General features: G+C 64.8%; 20 protein-coding genes and 1 tRNA gene. 20 read left to right on the top strand and 1 reads right to left on the bottom strand.

What is annotated here, in order from left to right; all coding sequences use genetic code 11:
* Positions 1-11: 11 nt before the first annotated feature.
* Positions 12-311, bottom strand: coding sequence for a ribosome assembly RNA-binding protein YhbY (yhbY, locus tag G335_RS0108550; protein ID WP_018146243.1), 300 nt, complete (start codon positions 309-311; stop codon positions 12-14).
* Between the two features lie 68 nt (positions 312-379).
* On the opposite strand from yhbY, the gene rlmE reads away from it, so the two are divergent.
* The 20 genes from rlmE to G335_RS0108450 all read left to right on the top strand — a co-directional run bounded on the left by rlmE (position 380) and on the right by G335_RS0108450 (position 20,304).
* On the top strand, positions 380-1,006 hold the full coding sequence (rlmE, locus tag G335_RS0108545) for a 23S rRNA (uridine(2552)-2'-O)-methyltransferase RlmE (protein WP_018167907.1): 627 nt from the start codon (positions 380-382) through the stop codon (positions 1,004-1,006).
* A gap of 43 nt (positions 1,007-1,049) precedes the next feature.
* Positions 1,050-3,029, top strand: a complete 1,980-nt coding sequence (ftsH, locus tag G335_RS0108540; RefSeq protein ID WP_018146241.1) for an ATP-dependent zinc metalloprotease FtsH — start codon at positions 1,050-1,052, stop codon at positions 3,027-3,029.
* A 104-nt stretch (positions 3,030-3,133) separates the two neighbouring features.
* Positions 3,134-4,021: a dihydropteroate synthase gene (gene folP / locus G335_RS0108535; RefSeq protein ID WP_018176463.1), complete on the top strand. Its 888-nt coding sequence runs from the start codon at positions 3,134-3,136 to the stop codon at positions 4,019-4,021.
* The gene (gene glmM, locus G335_RS0108530) at positions 4,021-5,361 is read left to right on the top strand and encodes a phosphoglucosamine mutase (protein WP_018167905.1); all 1,341 of its coding nucleotides are present in this window, start codon (positions 4,021-4,023) and stop codon (positions 5,359-5,361) included. The genes folP and glmM overlap by 1 nt, the downstream gene beginning before the upstream one ends.
* 145 nt (positions 5,362-5,506) lie before the next feature.
* On the top strand, positions 5,507-6,274 hold the full coding sequence (tpiA, locus tag G335_RS0108525) for a triose-phosphate isomerase (RefSeq protein WP_018176462.1): 768 nt from the start codon (positions 5,507-5,509) through the stop codon (positions 6,272-6,274).
* On the top strand, positions 6,271-6,654 hold the full coding sequence (gene secG / locus G335_RS0108520; RefSeq protein WP_018167903.1) for a preprotein translocase subunit SecG: 384 nt from the start codon (positions 6,271-6,273) through the stop codon (positions 6,652-6,654). The genes tpiA and secG overlap by 4 nt, the downstream gene beginning before the upstream one ends.
* A gap of 22 nt (positions 6,655-6,676) precedes the next feature.
* Positions 6,677-6,761 (top strand) — tRNA-Leu (locus G335_RS0108515).
* Positions 6,762-7,026: 265 nt separating this feature from the next.
* On the top strand, positions 7,027-7,383 hold the full coding sequence (locus G335_RS0108510) for an NADH-quinone oxidoreductase subunit A (protein WP_018146236.1): 357 nt from the start codon (positions 7,027-7,029) through the stop codon (positions 7,381-7,383).
* Positions 7,374-7,850: an NADH-quinone oxidoreductase subunit B family protein gene (locus G335_RS0108505; RefSeq protein ID WP_012982122.1), complete on the top strand. Its 477-nt coding sequence runs from the start codon at positions 7,374-7,376 to the stop codon at positions 7,848-7,850. Before G335_RS0108510 ends, G335_RS0108505 begins: the two co-directional genes overlap by 10 nt.
* 17 nt (positions 7,851-7,867) lie before the next feature.
* A complete protein-coding gene (locus G335_RS0108500) occupies positions 7,868-8,587 on the top strand; it encodes an NADH-quinone oxidoreductase subunit C (RefSeq protein ID WP_018146235.1) in 720 nt (239 codons plus the stop codon).
* A complete protein-coding gene (locus tag G335_RS0108495) occupies positions 8,580-9,833 on the top strand; it encodes an NADH-quinone oxidoreductase subunit D (RefSeq protein ID WP_018146234.1) in 1,254 nt (417 codons plus the stop codon). Before G335_RS0108500 ends, G335_RS0108495 begins: the two co-directional genes overlap by 8 nt.
* Complete coding sequence (gene nuoE / locus G335_RS0108490) at positions 9,833-10,363, top strand: NAD(P)H-dependent oxidoreductase subunit E (protein WP_018167902.1); 531 nt, start codon at positions 9,833-9,835, stop codon at positions 10,361-10,363. Before G335_RS0108495 ends, nuoE begins: the two co-directional genes overlap by 1 nt.
* Position 10,364: 1 nt before the next feature.
* Positions 10,365-11,645 (top strand): NADH-quinone oxidoreductase subunit NuoF, encoded by a 1,281-nt coding sequence (gene nuoF / locus G335_RS0108485; protein ID WP_018176461.1) that lies wholly within the window; start codon positions 10,365-10,367, stop codon positions 11,643-11,645.
* Between the two features lie 33 nt (positions 11,646-11,678).
* Positions 11,679-14,078, top strand: coding sequence for an NADH-quinone oxidoreductase subunit NuoG (gene nuoG / locus G335_RS0108480; protein ID WP_018176460.1), 2,400 nt, complete (start codon positions 11,679-11,681; stop codon positions 14,076-14,078).
* 12 nt (positions 14,079-14,090) lie between these two features.
* Positions 14,091-15,155 carry an NADH-quinone oxidoreductase subunit NuoH gene (nuoH, locus tag G335_RS0108475; RefSeq protein WP_018146230.1) on the top strand — a complete coding sequence of 355 codons (1,065 nt, stop codon included), beginning with the start codon at positions 14,091-14,093 and terminating at the stop codon, positions 15,153-15,155.
* Positions 15,156-15,165: 10 nt separating this feature from the next.
* Complete coding sequence (gene nuoI / locus G335_RS0108470) at positions 15,166-15,654, top strand: NADH-quinone oxidoreductase subunit NuoI (protein WP_018146229.1); 489 nt, start codon at positions 15,166-15,168, stop codon at positions 15,652-15,654.
* A 15-nt stretch (positions 15,655-15,669) separates the two neighbouring features.
* Positions 15,670-16,326 carry an NADH-quinone oxidoreductase subunit J gene (locus G335_RS0108465; protein ID WP_018146228.1) on the top strand — a complete coding sequence of 219 codons (657 nt, stop codon included), beginning with the start codon at positions 15,670-15,672 and terminating at the stop codon, positions 16,324-16,326.
* An 89-nt stretch (positions 16,327-16,415) separates the two neighbouring features.
* Positions 16,416-16,721 carry an NADH-quinone oxidoreductase subunit NuoK gene (gene nuoK / locus G335_RS0108460; protein ID WP_018141813.1) on the top strand — a complete coding sequence of 102 codons (306 nt, stop codon included), beginning with the start codon at positions 16,416-16,418 and terminating at the stop codon, positions 16,719-16,721.
* Between the two features lie 6 nt (positions 16,722-16,727).
* Positions 16,728-18,737, top strand: coding sequence for an NADH-quinone oxidoreductase subunit L (gene nuoL / locus G335_RS0108455; protein WP_018146227.1), 2,010 nt, complete (start codon positions 16,728-16,730; stop codon positions 18,735-18,737).
* Between the two features lie 52 nt (positions 18,738-18,789).
* On the top strand, positions 18,790-20,304 hold the full coding sequence (locus G335_RS0108450; RefSeq protein ID WP_018167897.1) for an NADH-quinone oxidoreductase subunit M: 1,515 nt from the start codon (positions 18,790-18,792) through the stop codon (positions 20,302-20,304).
* Positions 20,305-20,311: the final 7 nt, after the last annotated feature.

Genomic DNA, 20,311 nt, shown 5'->3' with positions numbered 1-20,311 from the left:
GGGCGGTGGGGTCAGGCCGGGTCCAGGGAGACCTTCGGGTCATCCGGGTTGCGGCGGAACAGGGTGGCGACATAGCCGACGCGTTGCACTCGCGCGGCGCCGGTGCGTTCACAGAGCTCTTCCACGGTGCCGTTGCGGACCTCGCGGTCGCCGATGTTCACCTTGATCTTGACCAGCTCGTGGTGGGTCAGCGCCAGCTCCAGCTCCGCCAGTACGGCATCAGTCAGCCCATTGCGGCCAATGGTCACGATGGGCTTGCGCGGATGGGCGAGGCTGCGCAGATGGCGGCGTTGCGCGTCGGTCAGATTCACAGGAGGCCATTTTTCAGTGTTTAAACATCAAAATTGTAGCATGCCGTCCGCAGCTGCGAGGCCGCTCAATGCCCAAGCGTAGCCGCTCCAGTCAGCGCTGGTTGAAGGAGCATTTCGACGATCCCTACGTCCAGCGGGCCCAGCAGGAGGGTTACCGCGGGCGGGCGGTGTACAAGCTGCAGGAGATCGATGAGCGCGACCGGTTGCTGAAACCCGGCATGCGCGTGGTGGACCTCGGCGCGGCACCGGGCGGCTGGACGCAGTACGCCGCTCGGAAGATTGGCCGCAAGGGCGTGCTGATTGCCACGGACATCTTGCCGATGGACCCGGTGCCGGGCGCGGAGATCGTCACCGGCGACTTCCGCGAGGACGCCGTGCTGGACGCGATACTTGCCCTGGTGGGCGATGAGCGTGCCGATCTTGTGCTTTCCGACATGGCCCCCAACCTGACCGGGACGGGTGCGGTGGATCTGCCGCGTTCGATCCATCTTTGTGAACTGGCGCTGGACTTGGCGACACGCATTCTGAACCCCGGGGGCGCATTTCTGGTCAAGCTGTTTCAGGGTGAAGGTTCTGATGCCTATCTGGCCGAGGTGCGTCGGCGGTTCGGCTCGGTAAAGGTGCGCAAGCCGAAGGCATCGCGGCCACGGTCACGCGAAGTGTACGTATTGGCGCGTGAGCCCCGGGATGTGTAAAGCTGCCAAAAGCTAACGATTAAATGTTCTTCGAGGTGTCGTTTTGAACGGTCTGGCCAAGAATCTGATCATCTGGGCGGTAATTGCCGTCGTCCTGATGTCCGTCTTCAACAACTTCGGCCCGCAGCAGCAGACGCAGGATGTTCGGAGCATTACGTACTCCGAGTTCATCCGCGACGTGCAGGGCGGTCGCGTGGACAACGTGACCATCAAGGGTGAGAAGATCGAGGGTACGACGATCGAGGGCCAGGCGTTTACCACGGTGAACCCGAACGACCCCGGTCTGATCGGCGACCTGCTGCAGAACAACGTGGAGCTGAACGCCCACGAGGAAGCCGAGCGCTCCCTGCTGATGAGCATCCTGATCAGCTGGTTCCCGATCCTGTTGCTGATCGCCGTGTGGATCTACTTCATGCGCCAGATGCAGGGCGGTGGTGCCGGTGGCAAGGGCGCGATGTCCTTCGGCAAGTCCAAGGCCAAGCTGATGTCCGAGGACCAGGTCAAGGTCAGCTTCAATGACGTGGCCGGCTGCGACGAGGCCAAGGAGGAGGTGACCGAGCTGGTCGACTTCCTGCGCGACCCGTCCAAGTTCCAGAAGCTGGGTGGCCAGATTCCGCGCGGCGTGCTGATGGTCGGCTCTCCGGGTACCGGCAAGACGCTGCTGGCCAAGGCGATTGCCGGCGAGGCCAAGGTGCCGTTCTTCAGCATCTCCGGTTCCGATTTCGTCGAGATGTTCGTTGGCGTGGGCGCCTCGCGCGTGCGCGACATGTTCGCCGAGGCCAAGAAGCACGCCCCCTGCATCATCTTCATCGACGAGATCGACGCGGTCGGTCGCCAGCGTGGTGCCGGCATGGGCGGCGGTCACGACGAGCGTGAGCAGACCCTGAACCAGCTGCTGGTCGAGATGGACGGCTTCGAGGGCACCGAGGGGGTTATCGTGATTGCCGCGACCAACCGTCCGGACGTGCTTGACCCGGCGCTGCTCCGCCCGGGTCGCTTCGACCGCCAGGTGGTGGTGCCGCCGCCGGACGTACGCGGTCGCGAGCAGATCCTCAAGGTGCATATGAAGAAAACGCCGATCTCCGACGACGTGCGTCCGGATCTGATCGCGCGCGGCACGCCGGGTTTCTCCGGCGCGGATCTGGCCAACCTGGTCAACGAGGCGGCGTTGTTTGCGGCGCGCTCCAACAAGCGCCTGGTGGACATGTCCGACTTCGAGCGCGCCAAGGACAAGATCATGATGGGCGCCGAGCGCAAGTCCATGGTGATGTCCGAGGACGAGAAGAAGCTGACCGCCTACCATGAGGCCGGCCACGCGATTGTTGGCCTGACGGTGCCGGAGCACGACCCGGTCTACAAGGTCAGCATCATCCCGCGTGGGCGGGCCCTGGGCGTGACCATGTTCCTGCCCGAGGAGGACCGCTACAGCCACTCGAAGACGCGTCTGGAGAGTCAGCTGGCGAGCCTGTTTGGCGGGCGTCTGGCAGAAGAGATTATCTTCGGCAATGACAAGGTGACCACCGGAGCCTCGAACGATATCGAGCGCGCCACTCAGATCGCCCGCAACATGGTCACCAAGTGGGGCCTGTCGGAAAAGCTCGGCCCGCTGGATTACGGTGAGGAAGAAGGGCATCCGTTCCTGGGTGGGCAAATGGGCAAGTCGAAGCCGATGTCCGACGACACTGCGCGCCAGATCGATGCCGAGGTCCGTCACATCATCGATGCGAACTACCAGCATGCGAAGCAGATCCTGGTCGACAATATCGATACGCTGCACGCGATGGCGCGGGCACTGATGAAATACGAGACCATCGACGACAAGCAGATCGCGGACATCATGGCCGGGCGCGAGCCCCGCGAGCCGGCGGATTGGGATAGCGGCGGCGGTTCCGGTGGCTCGGCGCAGGCCAGCGACGAGGCCGAGGGTGGTGCCTCGGATGCCGATGGTGACGCCAAGGACGGCTCCGATGGTCGGGGTGACGATGACAAGGGTGTGGTCGGCGGTCCTGCGCCGCAGTCCTGATCCGTCCACTTCGTGACCGGGCTTGGGTCCGGTCGCCGCCACTGGCCGCCAGGCCCTCGTCCTGGCGGCCTTTTTCGTTGGGTACTCACAGGAGAACGCCGATCGTGCCGACTGACGCACCGGTACTGCAATGCGGGGGGCACGCCCTGGACCTTGGGCAGCCGCGGATCATGGGGATTCTGAACGTCACCCCGGACTCGTTCTCCGACGGTGGCCAGTACGCGCGGGTGGAAGATGCGCTGACGCGGGCCCGCGCCATGGTCGCGGAGGGGGCCGAGATCCTTGACGTGGGCGGTGAATCCACTCGCCCCGGTGCGGCGCCAGTGGCGCTGGAGGATGAGCGTCAGCGGGTGCTTCCGGTCATCGAAGCCCTGCGCGCGGAACTGGATGTTCCGCTGTCCGTGGACACCATGAAGCCGGAGATGATGCGCGAGGCGGTTGCCGTCGGTGCCGGGATGCTGAATGACGTGAACGGCTTTCGCGCCGAAGGGGCGCTGGCGGTCGCGATGGGGGCGGCCCGCGAGCGTGGCGTAGCGCTTTGCGCGATGCACATGCAGGGCGATCCGCAGTCGATGCAGCGGGCGCCGCATTACGACGATGTGGTGGACGAGGTGCGCGCCTTCCTCGAGCAGCGGGTGGCGGAGTTGTTGCGTGGCGGCGTGCCGCGCGGCCAGATCCTGCTGGATCCGGGCTTCGGCTTCGGCAAGACCCTGGAGCACAACGTCGCGCTGTTTCGCGGCCTGCCGCGCCTGGCGGCCTCCGGCTTGCCGCTGCTGGTGGGCGTCTCGCGCAAGTCGATGATCGGTCAGCTGCTGGATGACCGTCCGGTCGCTGAGCGGGATCCCGGCAGTGCCGTGGCGGCCCTGTTGGCGGCACAGGCCGGTGCGCGTGTCCTGCGTGTGCACGATGTCTCGGCGACCCGTGATGCCCTGGCGCTATACTCAGCGTTGCGACCGGATGGTGGCGACGGACAGGACAATCGAGGGAACTGATGGGCAAGTATTTCGGAACCGACGGCATCCGTGGGCGCACCGGCGACTGGCCGATGACGCCGGAGTTTGCGCTGCGCCTCGGGTATGCCGTGGGCGAGGTGCTGGGCGAGAACGGCCACCGCCAGGGGCCGGTCCTGGTGGGCAAGGACACGCGCGTGTCCGGCTACATGTTCGAGTCGGCACTGGAGGCCGGGTTGTCCGCCGCCGGGCTGGACGTTGCGTTGCTGGGACCGATGCCGACCCCGGCCATCGCCTACTTGACGCATACCTTCCGTGCCACTGCGGGCGTCGTGATCAGTGCCTCGCACAACCCATTCCACGACAACGGGTTCAAGTTCTTCACCCCCGAGGGCGACAAGCTGCCGGATGCGACCGAGGCGGCTATCGAGGCGCGTCTCGATCAGCCGGCACAGCCCATCAACAGTGCGCGTCTGGGCAAGGCCGTGCGCATCCAGGATGCCGCTGGACGCTACGTCGAGTTCTGCAAGAGCGCGATCCCGGCGCGTTCCGAGCTGCGCGGGATGAAGATCGTCATCGATTGTGCCCACGGTGCGACCTACAACGTCTCCCCGCACGTGTTCGAGGAGCTGGGGGCACAGGTCGAGATCCTCGGCGCCAGTCCGGACGGCTACAACATCAACGACGGGGTCGGCGCCCTGCACCCGGAGAACGTCGCCGAACAGGTGCGGGCGACCGGGGCGGATCTCGGCATCGCGCTGGACGGCGACGGCGACCGGGTGATCCTGGCCGATGCCGACGGCACCGTGGTCGACGGGGACCAGATCCTCGGTATCCTGGCGCTGGCGCGGCAACAGGCCGGGGGCTTCGACGGCGGTGTGGTCGGGACCCTGATGACCAACCTGGGGCTGGAGCAGGCCCTGGGGGGCGCCGGCATCCCGTTCGTGCGCGCGAAGGTCGGGGATCGCTATGTCCTGGAGGAGCTCCGCCGTCGCGACTGGACCCTGGGCGGCGAGGGGTCGGGTCATATTGTCTGTCTGGAGCACACCACGACCGGCGACGGTACGGTGGCGGCGTTGCAGGTTGCACACCTGATGCACCGTACCGGTCAGCCGCTCTCGGCGCTCGCAGCGGCCATTCCCAAGCTGCCGCAGTGCCTGATCAACGTGCCCGTCAGCGGTGCCGCGGCCGGCTGCCTGGAGGCCGAGCCAGTGCGCGCCGAGGTCGCCGCGGTGGAGGATCAGCTCGGCCAGCGTGGCCGGGTCCTGCTGCGTCCCTCCGGTACCGAGCCCCTGGTGCGGGTGATGGTTGAGGGCGAAGATGTCGACGAGACCCGCTCGGCCGCCGAGCGCATCGCGGACAGCATCCGGGCGGCGATCTGATTGCCGCAACCAAGCCTCGCCTGCGCGCCCCGCGACGGCTTGGTTGATTTGCTACCGGTGCGCCGGTAACATCCCGCCGCTCTAATCATCATGATCGGACCCCGTGTATCTGCGGGGTTCGGCCGATCGCAGGAGGAAGATCCGCATGCGCACGCCGCTGGTCGCCGGAAACTGGAAGATGAACGGTTCGCGGGACGCGAACCGCGCGCTCCTGTCCGCCCTGAAGGGCAGCCTGGGCGACATCCGGGGCGTGGACGTGGCGGTCTGCCCGCCCGCGGTCTACCTCGCCGAAATCGCGAATGACCTGTCCGGTGGCCCCATCGCCGTCGGCGCGCAGGATTGTTCCGACCAGGAAAAGGGTGCCTACACCGGCGAACTGGCCGGCTCCATGCTGGCCGAGGTGGGCTGCCGCTATGTGATCGTCGGGCATTCCGAGCGCCGCGAGCGGCAGAACGAGGACAATGCCTGGGTAGCAGCCAAGTTCGTTGCGGCGCAGGCCGCCGGGCTGACGCCGATCCTGTGTGTGGGCGAGCAGAAGGCCGACCGCGAAGGCGGGCGCACCGAGACTGTGGTCGCCGAGCAACTCGATGCGGTCCTGGATGCGGCCGGAGTCGAGGCGTTCGACCGCGCCGTGATCGCCTACGAGCCGGTTTGGGCGATTGGCACCGGTCTGACCGCCACGCCGGAACAGGCCCAGGAAGTGCATGCATTCATCCGCAATCGTGTTGCGGGTCGCGACCCGCAGGTCGCAGCCGCTCTGCGCATCCTCTACGGGGGCAGCATGAAGGCCGATAATGCGGCCGGCCTCCTGGCGCTCGAGGACATCGACGGCGGTTTGATCGGCGGTGCCTCGCTGGATGCCGACGCATTTTCCGCCATTGCCCGCGCCGCGGGCGAGCAGGTCGCGGCATGATTTACGGCCTGCTCCTGGTGGTCCAGGTCGCGGTATCGCTTGGCCTGATCGCGCTGATCCTGATGCAGCACGGCAAGGGCGCCGATGCCGGCGCGGCCTTCGGCAGCGGCGCATCGGCGACGGTGTTCGGTGCGGCCGGGTCGGCGAACTTCCTGAGCCGCTCGACGGCCGTGCTGGCGGTGGTCTTTTTCCTCAACAGCCTGACGCTTGCGTATCTGGCGGCATCCAGCCCGGAGGCCGAGAGCCTGCTGGACCAGATGGAGGCAATGGAAGAAGAGGGCGATGGTCCGCCGGACCTCCCGCCCGAAGTGCTCCCGGGGCAAGAGCCCCCGGGTGGCAGCGGCCCGCAATCCGGCCGGCCGGCCGATGTGCCCGATTGAGATCCGGTACCTGTACGAATTGGCAGATGTGGTGGAATTGGTAGACACGCTATCTTGAGGGGGTAGTGGCGCAAGCCGTGTGGGTTCGAGTCCCACCATCTGCACCAAATACTCGTTGCCCCGGGCCGCTGAATATCTGTCGGCGCCCGGGGTAATCAACAATAAAAACAGCATCTTATAAAATTACGAATACTTGACACCGTTTTTGGGCATCACCTAGACTCCGTGCCCGGTGTACGGCTCTGCCGCGTCTGTGCGGGACCGAGTCGTACCCGCGCTTTCAACCAGCAACGCTGAACGGCTCGCCGGCGCGCTCGATCCACGCGACGCCTCGCGAACCTGCCCGCCTGAGGCGGCGTACGGGAGAGAGAAATGCTGGAAGGTTATTTACCCATCCTGCTGTTCATCGCAGTAGGCATCGTGATCGGCGTCGTGCCGCTGGTGGTCGGTATGGCCGTGGGTCCGCACAAGCCGGACGCGGCGAAAAATTCGCCCTACGAGTGCGGCTTCGAGGCCTTCGAGGATTCGCGGCTGAAGTTCGATGTCCGCTTCTACCTGGTCGCGATCCTGTTCATCATCTTTGATCTCGAGATCGCGTTTCTCTTCCCGTGGGCCGTGTCGCTAGACACCATTGGCCTGTTCGGGCTTCTTGCGATGGCCCTGTTTCTTGTCATTCTGGTCGTCGGTTTCATCTACGAGTGGAAGAAGGGGGCGCTGGAATGGGAATAGAAGGCGTTCTTGAGAAGGGCTTCGTCACCACCTCGGCGGACAAGCTCATCAACTGGGCCCGCACCGGGTCGCTCTGGCCGATGACCTTCGGTCTCGCGTGCTGCGCGGTGGAGATGATGCATGCCGGTGCCGCGCGCTACGACCTCGACCGCTTCGGGATCATCTTTCGGCCGAGCCCGCGCCAGTCGGACGTGATGATTGTGGCCGGCACCCTGGTCAACAAGATGGCGCCGGCTCTGCGCAAGGTCTACGACCAGATGCCCGAGCCGCGCTGGGTGATCTCCATGGGCTCCTGCGCCAACGGGGGCGGGTACTACCACTACTCCTATGCGGTGGTGCGCGGTTGCGACCGCATCGTGCCGGTGGATGTCTACGTGCCGGGGTGCCCGCCGACGGCGGAGGCGCTGCTCTACGGCATTATCCAGCTGCAGAACAAGATCCGGCGCACGAACACGATCGCGCGCTGACGCACCCGGGGTAGCAGATGGCTGAACAAGACAACTGGACCGACGCCCTGCGGGCGGAACTGGGCGATGCCCTGGAAAGCCTGCACGAGGCGAACGGCGAGATTACTGTCGATATCGCACCGGGCTCCTGGCGCGAGGCGGGCGAGAAGCTGCGCGACGCCCTGGGCTTCGAGATCCTGATCGACCTGTGCGGGGTGGACTACCTCGAATACGGGCAGGACGAATGGGGCACCGACTCCGCCACCAATACGGGCTTTTCCCGCGGTGTCGAAGCGGCGACCTCCGGGCGTTTCACCTTCGATGATGCTCCGGAAGATTCCAACTGGGACGGCCCGCGGTTCACCGTGGTGGCCCACCTGCTGTCGCTCGAGCATAACCGCCGCGTGCGGATGCGCGCCTGGCTCAGTGACGAGGAGTTCCCCGAGGTCGAATCCCTCGTGGACGTCTGGGCCTCGGCCAACTGGTTCGAGCGCGAGGCCTTCGATCTGTTCGGCATCCTGTTCTCCGGGCATCCGGACCTGCGCCGCATCCTCACGGACTACGGCTTTGTGGGGCATCCGTTCCGCAAGGACTTCCCGCTGATCGGGCATGTCGAGATGCGTTATGACGCCGAGCAGGCCCGTGTGGTGTACCAGCCGGTGACGATCGAGCCGCGCGTGCTGGTGCCCAAGGTGATCCGCGCCGACCATCGCTACAGCGAGGGCGAGAAGCCGGGCGAAGGAGCCGAGAATGCCTGAGATTCGCAACTTCACCCTGAACTTCGGGCCGCAGCATCCCTCCGCCCACGGCGTATTGCGCCTGGTGCTGGAGATGGATGGCGAGGTGGTGCAGCGGGCCGACCCGCACATCGGCCTGCTGCACCGCGGCACCGAGAAGCTCGCGGAGAGCAAGCCGTACAACCAGTCGATCGGCTACATGGACCGTCTGGACTACGTGTCCATGATGGCTAACGAGCACGGCTATGTGCTCGCGATGGAAAAGCTGCTGGGCATCGAGGCCCCGCTGCGCGCGCAGTACATCCGGGTGATGTTCGACGAGATCACCCGCATCCTGAACCACCTGATGTGGCTGGGGGCGCATGCGCTGGATATCGGCGCCATGGCGGTGTTCCTGTACGCCTTCCGTGAGCGCGAGGACCTGATGGACTGCTACGAGGCGGTCTCGGGTGCGCGCATGCACGCGACCTATTACCGCCCTGGCGGTGTCGCGCGGGACCTGCCCGGCACGATGCCGAAGTATCAACCGTCCTCCTGGAAGTCGCAGGAGGTGGTGGATGACCTGAACAAGATCCGTCAGGGCTCGTTGCTGGACTTCATCGAGGCGTTTACCGAGCGCTTCCCCGGCTGCGTGGACGAGTACGAGACCCTGCTGACCGATAACCGGATCTGGAAGCAGCGCACTGTCGGGATCGGCGTGGTCGACCCGGATCGTGCGAAGCAGCTGGGCTTCACCGGCCCGATGCTGCGCGGCTCGGGAATCGAGTGGGACCTGCGCAAGAAGCAGCCCTACGAGGTCTACGACCGTCTCGATTTCGACATCCCGGTGGGCACCAACGGCGATTGTTACGACCGCTACCTGGTGCGCATCGAGGAGATGCGCCAGTCGAACCGCATCATTCGTCAGTGTGTGGACTGGCTGCGCCAGAATCCGGGCCCGGTGCTCCTCGAGGATCACAAGATCACCCCGCCAAAGCGCGAGGAGATGAAGGCCGACATGGAGGCCCTGATCCACCACTTCAAGCTGTTCACCGAGGGCATGTGCCTGCCGGAAGGCGAGGCCTACGCGGCGATCGAGCATCCGAAGGGCGAGTTCGGGGTCTACCTGGTCTCGGATGGTTCCAACAAACCGTATCGTCTGAAGGTCCGTCCGCCGGGCTTTGTGCACCTGTCCGCGCTGGACGAGATGGCGCGCGGCCACATGCTGGCCGATGTGGTCGCCATCATCGGGACTCAGGACATCGTATTCGGGGAGATCGACCGCTGATGGCTGCCGAACAGAAAACTGTCGCCTTCCACAAGCACGCCGCGAAGAAGGTCGAGCTGAGCGCGCACGAGCGCGAAGAAATCGACGCCTGGCTGGCGCGCTATCCCGAGGATCAAAAGCGCTCGGCCGTTCTGGGGGCTCTGCGTGCGGTGCAGCACGAGGATGGCTATCTCTCCACCGCGAAGATGGATGCCGTGGCCGACTATCTCGGGCTGCCGGCGATCGCGGTGTACGAGGTGGGTTCGTTCTACTCCATGTACGAACTGGAGCCGGTGGGCAAGCACACCATCATGGTGTGCGACAACATCTCCTGCATGCTGCGCGGCGCCGAGCCGATCATCGAGCATCTCGAGAAGCGTCTGGGCATCAAGCGCGGCGAGAGTACACCGGACGGCAAGTTCTACCTGAAGCTGGAAGAGGAGTGCCTTGCAGCCTGTTGCGGCGCCCCGATGATGCAGGTGGACCACAAGTACTACGAGAATCTCACCCCCGAGCGGGTCGACGAGATCCTCGACGGTCTGGAGAAGTAGCATGGCCAACCAGATCTGCTTTGCGACGCGTTACCTGGACAACGCCGCCGCGCTCGAGACCTACAAGAGCGTCGGCGGCTATCAGGCGCTGGAGAAGGTCTACAAGGGCAAGATGGCCCCCGAGGACGTGATCGAGGAGGTCAAGACCTCCAACCTCCGCGGCCGCGGAGGTGCGGGTTTCCCAACCGGTCTCAAGTGGTCGTTCATGCCGCGCAACAGCCCGGGGCAGAAGTACATCGTCTGCAACTCGGATGAATCCGAGCCGGGTACCTGCAAGGATCGCGAGATCCTGATGTACAACCCGCATGCGCTGATCGAGGGGATGGCGATCGCTGGGTACGCGATCGGCGCGACGGTGGGCTACAACTACATGCGCGGCGAGTTCATGGACGAAGTGAACACGCGCTTTACGGCCGCGCTGCAGGAGGCCTACGAAGCCGGCTACCTCGGCAAGGACATTTTCGGCTCGGGGGTGGACTTCGATCTGCATCCGTCGCTGGGGGCGGGCGCCTATATCTGTGGCGAAGAGACGGCGCTGCTGGAATCGCTGGAAGGCAAGAAGGGCCAGCCGCGCTTCAAGCCCCCGTTTCCGGCCAACTACGGCCTGTACGGCAAGCCGACCACGATCAATAACACCGAGTCGCTCGCCTCGATCCCGTCGATCATCCGCAACGGCGGCCAGTGGTTCGCGGATCTGGGTGTGCCCAAGTCCGGGGGCGAGAAGCTGTTCTCGGTGTCCGGGCACGTGAACAAGCCGGGCAACTTCGAGATCCCACTGGGCACTCCGTTCAAGGATCTGCTGGAAATGGCTGGCGGTGTGCTGAACGGGCGCAAGCTGAAGGCGGTGATCCCGGGCGGATCATCGGTGCCGGTGGTACCGGGCGACGTGATGCTGAAGGCCAACATGGACTTCGATTCCATCGCGCATGCCGGTTCCATGCTGGGTTCCGGGGCGGTGATCGTGATGGACGAGACCGCCGACATGGTGAAGTCCCTGCAGCGGATCTCTCGCTTCTATTTCTCCGAGTCCTGTGGCCAGTGCACGCCCTGCCGCGAGGGGACCGGCTGGCTCTACCGCATGCTTACTCGCATCGTCGAGGGCCAGGGCCGACCCGAGGACCTGGAACGGCTGGACGACGTGGCCAGCAAGATCGAGGGCCATACCATCTGCGCCCTGGGCGACGCCGCCGCCATGCCGGTGCGCAGCTTCGTCAAGCATTTCCGCCACGAATTCGAATACTACATCCAGCACGGCCGGAGCCCGGTGGCAGACGCCGCCTGACGCTCTACCGCGCCATCGCATCAGGAATCGAGCATGAGTCAGGATCAGAAACAAGATCTGGTCAGCATCGAGATTGACGGCCGTACGGTGGAGGCGCCCAAGGGCGCCATGCTCATCGATGTCGCCGATGATGCCGATATCCGCATTCCGCGGTTCTGCTACCACAAGAAGCTGTCGGTGGCGGCCAACTGCCGTATGTGTCTGGTCGAGGTGGAAAAGGCACCCAAGCCGTTGCCGGCCTGCGCCACGCCGGTGATGGACGGCATGAAGGTGTACACCCAGTCCCCGCTGGCGCTACGCGCGCAGAAGGGGACCATGGAGTTCCTGCTGATCAACCATCCGCTGGACTGCCCGATCTGTGACCAGGGCGGCGAGTGCGAGCTGCAGGACGTGGCCATGGGCTACGGCGAGAGCGTGTCCACCTATACCGAAGCCAAGCGCGTGGTGAAGGACAAGGACATCGGTCCGCTGATCGAGACCGAGATGACCCGCTGCATCCACTGCACTCGTTGTGTGCGCTTCGGCGAGGAGATCGCCGGGGTGCGCGAGCTGGGCGCGACCGGACGCGGCGAGCACATGCGCATCGGCACCTACGTCGAGAAGACCGTGGCCCACGAGCTCTCCGGCAACGTGATCGACCTGTGTCCGGTTGGGGCGCTGACCGCCAAGCCGTCGCGCTACAGCGCGCGTGCCTGGGAATACGCGCAGGCGGCGACGATTGCCCCGCATGATGCGGTCGGCTCCAATCTGTTCCTGCATACCGACGACGGCCGTGCGATGCGGGTCGTCCCGCGCGAGAACGACGCGGTCAACGAGACCTGGATCTCCGACCGCGATCGCTTCAGCTACACCGGTCTGTATGCGGAGGATCGACTGACCCGCCCACGGATCAAGGTCGACGGCCAGTGGCAGGAGGTCTCCTGGGAGACCGCATTGAGCTACGCCGTCGAGGGCCTGAAGGAAGTGGCCCCGGCGCGCGTGGGCGCGTTGCTCTCGCCTGCACTCTCGCTGGAGGAACACTACCTGGCGCAAAAAGTGCTGCGGGGCATGGGTGTCACCGACATCGATCACCGCGTGAATCAGCGCGATTTCCGTGACGAGGCGGCGGCTCCGCTGTTCCCGTATCTGGGGGTCGCGATTGGCGAGCTCGAAAACGCGGATGCCGTTCTGCTGGTGGGCAGCAACCCGCGCCGCGAGCAGCCGTTGCTGGCACACCGCCTGCGCAAGGCGGCCTCGCGCGGTGCACATGTGAGCCTGATCAACGACATGCTGCTGGACCTGACCTATCCGGTTCAGGCCCAGCTGGTCGGCGACGAGCATGACCAGGTCCTGGCGCTCGCCGGAATCGCCGGGCAGCTCGCCGCGGCCGGCAAGTCGCTGCCGAAAAAGCTGGAAAAGATCGTCAAGGCGGCCGCGACAGACGACGGCGAGACGCGGGAAGCCTTCGAACGCGCAGCCCGTGCGCTGCTGGACGGGAAGCGGGGCCATGTGCTGCTGGGCGCCGCTGCAATCAACGGGCCAGCCTTTGCCACGTTGCGGGCCCTTGCAGGCTGGATCGCCAAACATACCGGTGCCAGCCTTGGCTACCTGCCGCAGGGCGGGAATGCCGCGGGTGCCTGGCTGGCTGGCGTCCTGCCGCATCGTGGCCCGGGTGGGGCGGAGCTGGATGTCGCCGGTACGAATGCCGCTGAGATGATCGAGCAGGGACGCGATGCATTCGTGATCGCCGGGCTGGAGCCGGGCCGCGATGGGGTCGATCCGGCGGCCTTCCAGGCAGCCCTGGAGCGTGCCGGTCTGGTGGTGGCCCTGAACAGCTTCGCCACGCCTGAACTGGAGGCTGTGGCGGATGTGCTGCTGCCGATCGCCACAAGCTTTGAGCAATCCGGGACCTTCGTGAACGCCGAGGGCCGCTGGCAGAGTTTCCGCGCCGCCTCGCGCGCCCCGGATGACGCCCGGCCGGGCTGGAAGGTCTGGCGCGTGCTGGGCAATCTGCTCGACCAGAGCGGCTTCGATTACCTGGATTCGCCCGCAGTGCGGGACGAGCTGAAGGGCCAGCTGGCGGAAGCCAGCTTCGATACCGGTGTCAACCTCAACAAGGTGCAGGTGGAGGTGCCCGAGGCCGGCGCGGGCGACGGGCTGTACCGTGTGCAGGCGGCCGCACTCTACAGCGGCGATCCGCTGGTGCGCCGTGCCGAGCCGCTGCAGACCAGCCCCGAAGGGCTGCTGGCCGAGAGCGTGCTGGTGCATCCCGAGTCTGCCGGCGAGCACGCCCATGGCAGCCGCGTGCGACTGCGTCAGGGCAAGGCCGAAACGGAATTGACCCTGTTGCTGGACGATTCGGTGCCGCCGGGTCTGGCCGTGACCTTTGCGGGTTCCGCGGCCATGGGGGCCCTCGGCCTGCCGAACACCACGGTCACGCTGGCGCGGGCCTGAGGGACTTAAGACATGTTCGACTGGATGATGAACCTCTTCTACAGCCTTCCGACGGTCATGCAGATCCTGATCGGCATTCAGCTGATCGTGATTCCGCTGATGCTGGCCGTGGCCTACACGACCTTCGCCGAACGCAAGGTCATCGGTTACGCCCACGTGCGCATCGGCCCGAACCGGGTGGGCCCGCGCGGCTGGTTGCAGCCGATCGCGGACGCCCTGAAGCTGTTGACCAAGGAGGTCATCCTCCCGACCAACGCTAATCGCTTCCTGTTCCTCAGCGCCCCGGTGCTTACGATTGCGCCGGCTTTGGCGGCCTGGGCGGTGGTTCCGTTTTTCGACGGCGGGGCCCTGGCGGACGTGAACGCCGGCCTGCTGTATCTGCTGGCCCTGACCTCCCTCGGTGTGTACGGCATTATTATCGCGGGCTGGGCCTCGAACTCGAAGTACGCGCTGCTGGGCTCGCTGCGCTCGGCCGCGCAACTGGTCTCCTACGAGATCGCGATGGGCTTTGCCCTGGTGGGCGTGCTGATGGCCGCCGGCACCCTGAACGTGGGCGGGATTATCGAGGCGCAGTCCGGGAGCATGTACCACTGGTTCCTGCTGCCGCTGCTGCCGATGTTCTTCGTGTACTTCATCTCCGGGATCGCGGAGACCAACCGTGCGCCCTTCGACGTCGCGGAGGGCGAGTCCGAGATCGTGGCCGGGTTCCATGTGGAATACTCCGGCATGGCGTTCGCGGTGTTCTTCCTCGCCGAATACGCCAACATGATCCTGATCTCGGCGCTGACCGCGATCCTGTTCCTGGGGGGGTGGCTGTCGCCGTTCCAGGGCATCCTGCCGGCCGCCGTGTTCGACTGGCCGGTGATCGGGGCGCTGCTGGATCACGGGATTCACTGGTTCCTGTTCAAGACCGCGGTGTTCCTGTTCGCCTTCCTGTGGTTCCGCGCCACCTTCCCGCGCTATCGCTATGACCAGATCATGCGCCTGGGCTGGAAGGTCCTGATCCCGGTGACCATCGTCTGGCTGTTTGTCGAGGGCGTGCTGGTCGCGTTCAACGTCGGCCCGTGGTTCGCCTGAGGAGATCGTGATGAAAGCCGTGCGCCGTTTCTTCAAGAGTTTCCTGTTCTTCGAGCTGCTGCTGGGGCTGCGCCTGACCGGGCGTTACCTGTTGAGCCGCAAGTTCACCGTGCAATACCCGGACGAGAAGACGCCGATGTCGCCGCGCTTCCGCGGACTGCACGCCCTGCGCCGTTATCCCAACGGCGAAGAGCGCTGCATCGCCTGCAAGCTGTGCGAGGCGGTGTGCCCGGCGCTGGCAATCACCATCGACTCCGAGGAGCGCGACGACGGCACGCGGCGGACCACGCGCTACGACATTGACCTGTTCAAGTGCATCTTCTGCGGCTTCTGCGAAGAGGCCTGTCCGGTGGATTCCATCGTAGAGACGCATCTGTTCGAGTACCACTTCGAGAACCGGGGCGAGCAGATCATGACCAAGGACAAGCTCCTGGCCATTGGTGACCGCTTCGAGAAAGAGATCGCGCAGGCCCGCGCGGTCGACGCCCCCTACCGGTAACGCAGGGAACGCCTCATGACCTTCGAGCTTGTCCTTTTCTACCTGTTCGGTGCGATCCTGCTGGGAGGCGCGCTGGCGATGATCAGCGTGCGCAACCCAGTGCATGCGGCGCTGTTCCTGGTGCTTTGCTTTGTTGCCGCCGCGGCGTTGTGGGTCATGGCGGAGGCCGAGTTCCTGGGCATCGTCCTGGTGCTGGTGTACGTCGGCGCGGTCATGGTGCTGTTCCTGTTCGTGGTGATGATGCTGGACATCAACCTCGCCAAACTGCGCGAGGGCTTCGCCGAGTATCTGCCGGCAGGGATCGTGGTCGCGCTGGCCATGGCTACCGTGCTGGTGCTGGTGATTACCCGCTACATCACCATGGACGCCCCCGAGCGCGCCGGCCCCGAGTACGCCAACACCGAGGCCCTGGGCGCGATCCTGTACACCGAGTACGTCTATCCGTTCGAGATCGCCGCGGTCATCCTGCTGGTCGCGATCATCGCCGCGATCTCGCTGACCATGCGCAAGCGGCCGGACAACAAGTCGATCGACCCGGGCAAGCAGATGGCGGTCTCCCGCGAAGGGCGGGTGCGCATGGTCGCCATGCCGTCGGAGAAGAAAGAAGCCCCGCGCCGAGGTGCGCAGGGGTCCGGGGCGAACGCCCCGGGCAGGGACGACGGCTCGAAGTAGGCACACCGAGTACACAGGCATCCCGGCCGCGCGCCGGGACCCGGACACCGGGGGCGGCCGACGTCCCCGAAAGAACTCAGGGCTAGAACATGATTACGCTAGAGCACTACCTGGTGCTGGCCGCGCTTTTGTTTTCCATCAGCGTGGCCGGGATCTTCCTGAACCGGAAAAACGTGATCGTGCTGTTGATGTGCATCGAGCTGATGATGCTCGCGGTGAACATCAACTTCATTGCCTTCTCGTTTTTCCTGCAGGACCTCGCGGGCCAGGTGTTCGTGTTCTTCATCCTGACCGTCGCCGCGGCCGAGGCGGCCATCGGCCTCGCCATCCTGGTGTTGCTGTTCCGTAATCGCGGAACCATCAACGTCCAGGACATGGATGCAATGAAGGGATAAACGGCCATGGATACGATCTATCTGCTCATTGTTCTGGCGCCACTGTTCGGCGCGATCGCCGCCGGCCTGTTCGGTCGCCAGATTGGCCGTGCCGGGGCGCACACCGTCACCATCCTGGGGGTGGCGGTGTCGTTCATCCTGTCTGTGGTGGTCTTCTGGGCGCATGTCTTCGGGGATGCCGGGGTCTACAACGAGACCCTCTACACCTGGCTGGTGTCGGACGGCATCCAGTTCGAAGTCGGGTTCCTGGTCGACAACCTGACCGCGATGATGATGCTCGTGGTCACCTTCGTCTCCCTGATGGTGCACATCTACACCATCGGGTACATGAAGGACGATCCAGGCTATCAGCGCTTCTTTGCGTACATCTCGTTGTTCACCTTCTCCATGCTGATGCTGGTGATGGCGAACAACTTCATGCAGCTGTTCTTCGGCTGGGAGGCCGTGGGGCTGGTCTCCTATCTGCTGATTGGCTTCTGGTACAAGCGCCCGACCGCAACCTACGCGAACATGAAGGCGTTCATCGTGAACCGCGTCGGGGACTTCGGTTTCCTGATCGGCATCGCCGCGCTGGTGTTCTATACCGGCAGCCTGAACTACACCGAGGTGTTCGCCGAAGGCCAGGCGATGAGCGAGGCCACGATCACCATCTGGCCGGGCTGGACCTTCGGCCTGCTGGACCTGGCGCTGATCTTCCTGTTCATCGGTGCGATGGGGAAATCCGCCCAGGTGCCGCTGCACGTCTGGCTGCCGGACTCCATGGAAGGCCCGACGCCGATCTCCGCGCTGATCCACGCGGCCACCATGGTGACCGCGGGCATCTTCATGGTCGCGCGCATGTCGCCGCTGTACGAGTTCTCGGTCGCGGCGCTGTCGTTCATTCTCATCATCGGCGCGATCACTGCGTTCTTCATGGGCCTGATCGGGCTGGTGCAGAACGACATCAAGCGCGTGGTCGCCTATTCGACGCTGTCCCAGCTGGGTTACATGACCGTGGCGCTGGGTGCGTCGGCGTACGCCGCGGGGCTGTTCCACCTGATGACCCATGCTTTCTTCAAGGCGCTGCTGTTCCTGGCGGCCGGCTCGGTGATCATCGCCATGCACCACCTGCAGGACATGCGCGCGATGGGCGGCCTGCGTCGGTACATGCCGATCACCTACGTGACGGCGCTCATCGGGTCACTGGCGTTGATCGGCTTCCCGTTCTTCTCCGGGTTCTTCTCCAAGGACGCGATCATCGAGGCGGTGGGCTATTCCGAAACCCCGGGGGCCACGTTCGCCTACTGGCTGGTGCTGGCCGGGGTGTTCGTCACCGCGCTATACACCTTCCGCATGTTCTTCATGGTGTTCCATGGCGAGGAGCGCTATGACCAGGCACACAAGTACATGCCGGACCACGGCGACGAACACGACGATGAGCATGGCGATGACCACCACCACGGTCCGTTGCAGCCGAAGGAGTCGCCGTGGGTGGTGACCGTGCCGCTGATCCTGCTGGCGATCCCGTCGGTCGTGGCTGGCTACTTCATCGGTCCTATGTTGTTTGGCGACTTCTTCGCCAACAGCCTGTTCGTGTTGCCGGAGCAGGATGTGCTGGCGACCAAGGGCGAGACCTACACCGGGGTCATCGGCTTTGTACTGCACGGTCTGATGCTGCCGGCGTTCTGGCTGGCAATGGCCGGCCTGGCGACCGCCTGGTACCTGTACATGAAGCGCCCGGAACTGCCGGCGTTGATCGCCGAGCGCCTGAAGCTCGGGGTGCGCATCCTCGAGGACAAGTACGGCTTCGACCGCTTCAACGACTGGTTCTTTGCCGGCGGGTCGGTGCGTCTCGGGCGGGCGCTGTGGCGCTATGGTGACGCGCTGATCATCGACGGCTTGCTGGTCAATGGCACGGCGCGCTCGATCGGCTGGATCTCGTCGCGTGTCCGCCACATGCAGTCCGGCTTCCTCTACCACTACGCGTTCGTGATGATCATCGGCCTGCTGGTCCTGATGTTCGCCTTCGTGATCTGAGCGGCTTCGACACCCATGCGCTCGAAGCCCATCGCTGTTTCAAGGAACGACCATGTTTGCTGACTGGCCTATCTTGAGTCTGTTGATCTGGCTGCCGATTCTCGGCGGCTTCCTGGTGCTCGCCGCCGGGCGCGACGCGCCCCATGTGGCGCGTCGGCTCGGGCTCGCGGTGGCCGTAGCGACCTTTGTCGTCAGCCTGCCGCTCTGGTTCGTGTTCGAGCGGGGGACCGCCGAGATGCAGTTCCAGGAGCTGGCCTCCTGGATCCCGGCGTTCAACGTGAACTACCACCTGGGTGTGGACGGCATCTCCATGCCGCTGATCCTGCTGACCACGCTGATCACCGTGGTCGTCGTGGTTGCCGCGTGGGAATCGGTGAAGGACCGCATCGCCTACTACATGGCCGCGATGCTGGTGATGGAAGGCCTGATGATCGGCATGTTCGCATCGATGGATGCGGTGCTGTTCTACGTGTTCTTCGAGGCGATGCTGATCCCGATGTTCCTGGTGATCGGGATCTGGGGCGGTCCGCGGCGCGTCTACGCCACCCTCAAGTTCTTCCTCTACACCTTCCTCGGTTCGGTGTTCATGCTGGTCGCGCTGATCTGGATGTACATCCAGTCCGGCAGCTTCCTGATCCAGGATTTCCATGCCCTGCAGATCGGCCTGACCGCGCAGATCCTGATCTTCCTCGCGTTCTTCATGGCGTTCGCGGTGAAGATCCCGATGTTCCCGGTGCATACCTGGCTGCCGGATGCCCACGTGGAAGCGCCCACTGGCGGCTCGGTGATCCTGGCGGCGATCATGCTGAAGATCGGGGGCTATGGCTTCCTGCGCTTCTCGCTGCCGATCACCCCGGATGCCAGCGCCGTGCTCGACACCATGATGATCGTGCTGTCGCTGATCGCGATCGTCTACATCGGCCTGGTGGCGCTGATCCAGAGCGACATGAAGAAGCTGATCGCGTATTCGTCGATCGCGCACATGGGCTTCGTGACCCTGGGCTTCTTCCTCGCGTTCTACATCTACTCCAACACCGGTGACTGGGAAGGCGCCTCGCTGGGTATCGCCGGCGGCATGGTGCAGATGATCTCGCACGGCTTCATCTCGGCGGCGATGTTCCTCGCGGTGGGGGTGCTGTACGACCGCCTGCACAGCCGGCAGATCGCCGACTACGGCGGTGTGGTGAACACCATGCCGTGGTTCGCCGCGTTCTTCGTGCTGTTCGCCATGGCCAACACTGGCCTGCCGGGCACGTCCGGATTCGTCGGCGAGTTCATGGTCATCCTGGCCGCGTTCAAGGCGGATTTCTGGATCGCGTTCCTCGCCGCGACCACCCTGATCCTGGCCGCTGGCTACACCCTGTGGCTGGTCAAGCGCGTGATCTTCGGCGCGGTGGCCAATGAGAACGTGGCCGGTCTTTCCGACATGAATCGCCGCGAGTTCTTCCTGATGGGCGTGCTGGCCTTCTTCACGCTGCTGCTGGGCGTGTGGCCGGCCCCGCTGCTGGATGTGATGAACGCGACCATCGACCACCTCGTGGCGCATATCGCGCAGTCGAAGCTCTGAAGGGGCG

The sequence above is a fragment of the Thioalkalivibrio sp. AKL8 genome (assembly GCF_000380525.1).
Lineage (GTDB): Bacteria > Pseudomonadota > Gammaproteobacteria > Ectothiorhodospirales > Ectothiorhodospiraceae > Thioalkalivibrio > Thioalkalivibrio versutus.
Note: the sequence above shows the minus strand (reverse complement) of the source record. Positions and strands in the feature narration are given on the sequence as shown.

Bases quoted from the DNA above. Each gene is read 5' to 3' on its own strand.
- rlmE (WP_018167907.1), top strand. From the start codon at position 380: ATGCCCAAGCGTAGCCGCTCCAGTCAGCGCTGGTTGAAGGAGCATTTC.
- glmM (WP_018167905.1), top strand. From the start codon at position 4,021: ATGGGCAAGTATTTCGGAACCGACGGCATCCGTGGGCGCACCGGCGAC.
- tpiA (WP_018176462.1), top strand. From the start codon at position 5,507: ATGCGCACGCCGCTGGTCGCCGGAAACTGGAAGATGAACGGTTCGCGG.
- secG (WP_018167903.1), top strand. From the start codon at position 6,271: ATGATTTACGGCCTGCTCCTGGTGGTCCAGGTCGCGGTATCGCTTGGC.
- G335_RS0108510 (WP_018146236.1), top strand. From the start codon at position 7,027: ATGCTGGAAGGTTATTTACCCATCCTGCTGTTCATCGCAGTAGGCATC.
- G335_RS0108505 (WP_012982122.1), top strand. From the start codon at position 7,374: ATGGGAATAGAAGGCGTTCTTGAGAAGGGCTTCGTCACCACCTCGGCG.
- G335_RS0108500 (WP_018146235.1), top strand. From the start codon at position 7,868: ATGGCTGAACAAGACAACTGGACCGACGCCCTGCGGGCGGAACTGGGC.
- G335_RS0108495 (WP_018146234.1), top strand. From the start codon at position 8,580: ATGCCTGAGATTCGCAACTTCACCCTGAACTTCGGGCCGCAGCATCCC.
- nuoE (WP_018167902.1), top strand. From the start codon at position 9,833: ATGGCTGCCGAACAGAAAACTGTCGCCTTCCACAAGCACGCCGCGAAG.
- nuoF (WP_018176461.1), top strand. From the start codon at position 10,365: ATGGCCAACCAGATCTGCTTTGCGACGCGTTACCTGGACAACGCCGCC.
- nuoG (WP_018176460.1), top strand. From the start codon at position 11,679: ATGAGTCAGGATCAGAAACAAGATCTGGTCAGCATCGAGATTGACGGC.
- nuoH (WP_018146230.1), top strand. From the start codon at position 14,091: ATGTTCGACTGGATGATGAACCTCTTCTACAGCCTTCCGACGGTCATG.
- nuoI (WP_018146229.1), top strand. From the start codon at position 15,166: ATGAAAGCCGTGCGCCGTTTCTTCAAGAGTTTCCTGTTCTTCGAGCTG.
- G335_RS0108465 (WP_018146228.1), top strand. From the start codon at position 15,670: ATGACCTTCGAGCTTGTCCTTTTCTACCTGTTCGGTGCGATCCTGCTG.
- nuoK (WP_018141813.1), top strand. From the start codon at position 16,416: ATGATTACGCTAGAGCACTACCTGGTGCTGGCCGCGCTTTTGTTTTCC.
- nuoL (WP_018146227.1), top strand. From the start codon at position 16,728: ATGGATACGATCTATCTGCTCATTGTTCTGGCGCCACTGTTCGGCGCG.
- G335_RS0108450 (WP_018167897.1), top strand. From the start codon at position 18,790: ATGTTTGCTGACTGGCCTATCTTGAGTCTGTTGATCTGGCTGCCGATT.